At 72.4% G+C, this 2,051-nt stretch carries 1 protein-coding gene, 1 tRNA gene and 1 pseudogene; 1 reads left to right on the top strand and 2 read right to left on the bottom strand.

Features of this window, described 5'->3' with window-relative positions; translation table 11 throughout:
- The first annotated feature begins 252 nt into the window (after window positions 1-252).
- Window positions 253-1,533 (top strand): M6 family metalloprotease domain-containing protein, encoded by a 1,281-nt coding sequence (locus tag AOK03_RS33760; protein ID WP_079075122.1) that lies wholly within the window; start codon window positions 253-255, stop codon window positions 1,531-1,533.
- A gap of 71 nt (window positions 1,534-1,604) precedes the next feature.
- Here the strand turns inward: AOK03_RS33760 and AOK03_RS33755 are convergent.
- Window positions 1,605-1,678, bottom strand: a tRNA-Lys gene (locus AOK03_RS33755).
- Window positions 1,669-2,051, bottom strand: a pseudogene (locus AOK03_RS40365) (hypothetical protein); the annotation flags it as partial. The gene AOK03_RS33755 and the pseudogene AOK03_RS40365, both read right to left, overlap by 10 nt.

Below are 2,051 nucleotides of genomic sequence, written 5' to 3'. Positions count from 1 at the left end.
GACCGGGCCCGCGCAGGAAAGTGTGCCGATCATAGAGGCTGGCCAGAGGCCCGTTCCAGCCGCGCCCCCGGGCCGGGTGGGGCACACCGTCGTCGGCAGATCGTTTCTGCTCGGCCCTGCACTGGTTCCGTTGCGACCCGATCGCTTGTGACGTTCCGTGAGCGGTCGGGGTGTCGCGCCCTTGTCCCGTACTCACTCGGAAGGGCCAGACAAACAGGGCGAACTTCAACAAAACATCACAAGGTGGGTGAGGTGTCCCGCATTCCGCACCCGGAGGTCGACGTGCCGCGTCAGCTCCCCCCTTGGGGACTCACCCGTGGAGGGGAGAACTCCCGCCTGCGCAGCACCGCCGCCTTCCTCACCTCGCTGACCGCCCTGGCCGCCACCTCGCTGGTCGCGGGCCCCGCGATCGCCGAGTCCGCCGCGGGACCGTGCGCCCTGCGCCGCACCGCCGCGCACCACTCCGAGGGCCTCGACACCTGGAACACCGCCTACCCGCGCCCGGCCAGGACCCTGAACGCGGTGATGGTGTTCCTCTCCTTCCCGGACTCCCCGCCGCAGACCACCCCCGAGGAGCTGACCGCCGACTACTTCCCGGCCACCAGCCGGTTCTTCGAGCGCGCTTCGTACGGCAAGTTCGCGCTGCGCCCGCATCCGCAGCGCGAGTGGGCCCAGATGCCCGAGGACTCCCTCTCGTACGCCATACAGCGCGACTGGAACGCCAAGCGCCGCGCCGCCTATCTGCGGGACGCGGTGGCCGCCGCCGATCCGCAGGTGGATTTCTCGCGGTACGACATCGTGTACTTCGTCGCGGACCCGGACGCGCCCGGCGTCGACTCGGACGCCACCAAGGTGGTCAACTTCGACCGGCCGATGCGGGCCGACGGCACGGACATCCGGCGCATCGTCACCGTCTTCGAACGGCATCCGCCGGACCGCAACGTACTGGCCCACGAGACGGGCCACGTCTTCGACCTGCCCGACCTCTACCACCGGCCCACCGACGGCAAGGGCGACTGGGACACCTACGTCGGCGACTGGGACGTCATGGGCAGCCAGTTCGGGCTCGCCCCCGACCTCTTCGGCTGGCACAAGTGGAAGCTGGGCTGGCTGGAGCCGCGGCAGGTGCGGTGCGTCGGCACGGGGACGGAGCGGCTGACCATGGAGCCGCTGGCGGCCCCCGTCGTGCCCGGCGCCCTCGGCGGCACCCGGCTCGCCGTGGTCCGCACGGGCCGGGACAGCGTGCTCGCCCTGGAGGTGCGCGGCTCGACGGGCAACGACCACGCCACGTGCACGGAGGGCGTGCTCGTCTACGAGGTGCGGAACGAGACGGCGTCGGGCGGCGGCCCCGTCGAGGTCGTCGACGCCCATCCGGAGTCCGAGTCCTGCTGGGGCGAGTCGGTGTATCCGCAGCTGGCGGACGCTCCGGTGCGGGTGGGGGAGAGCTTCACGGTGCCGGGCCACGACGTGCGCGTCGAGGTGGCGGGGCGGACGGCGTCCGGGGCGTGGACGGTGCAGGTCACGGCGGGCTGAGAAGCGCGCGGACCGCCCTGTGCGCATACGCAAGAAGCCCCTCGCTTCCGCGAGGGGCTTCTCACCGTCTGTGCGCCGCCAGGGACTCGAACCCCGGACCCGCTGATTAAGAGTCAGCTGCTCTAACCAACTGAGCTAGCGGCGCCTGCTGACGTCGTAGACCTTAGCACTCTGATCGCCGCCAGGAAAAATCGATATGCGCACGGCGTGCGAGGCCGCGGAGCGGGCCGCGCGGACGCAGGCCCAGAGGATCACCTCGGGACCCGGAAGCCACGGATGCCGGGTGCCGGGGGCCACCAGCCAGCGGGATCCCAGACGGCCGCCGGGTGCGGTGCGGGGCGCGCCCCCGGTGGCTTCCGGGGCCTCGGCGCGGGCCTTCGCGGGGGCCTCCGTGGGGGTGGCGAGCGGCGGCACGGTGACCGCGTCGCCCGTGCCGTGACAGAGCACGGACGGGACCGCCGCGCCCCACTCCTCCCACTCCAGGAGGGCGGGCAGGCGCTGTGCGGTGCCGGGGGCGG

It is taken from the genome of Streptomyces atriruber (genome assembly GCF_001418325.1).
GTDB classification, from domain to species: domain Bacteria; phylum Actinomycetota; class Actinomycetes; order Streptomycetales; family Streptomycetaceae; genus Streptomyces; species Streptomyces atriruber.
This window is presented reverse-complemented; position numbering and strand designations above follow the sequence as displayed.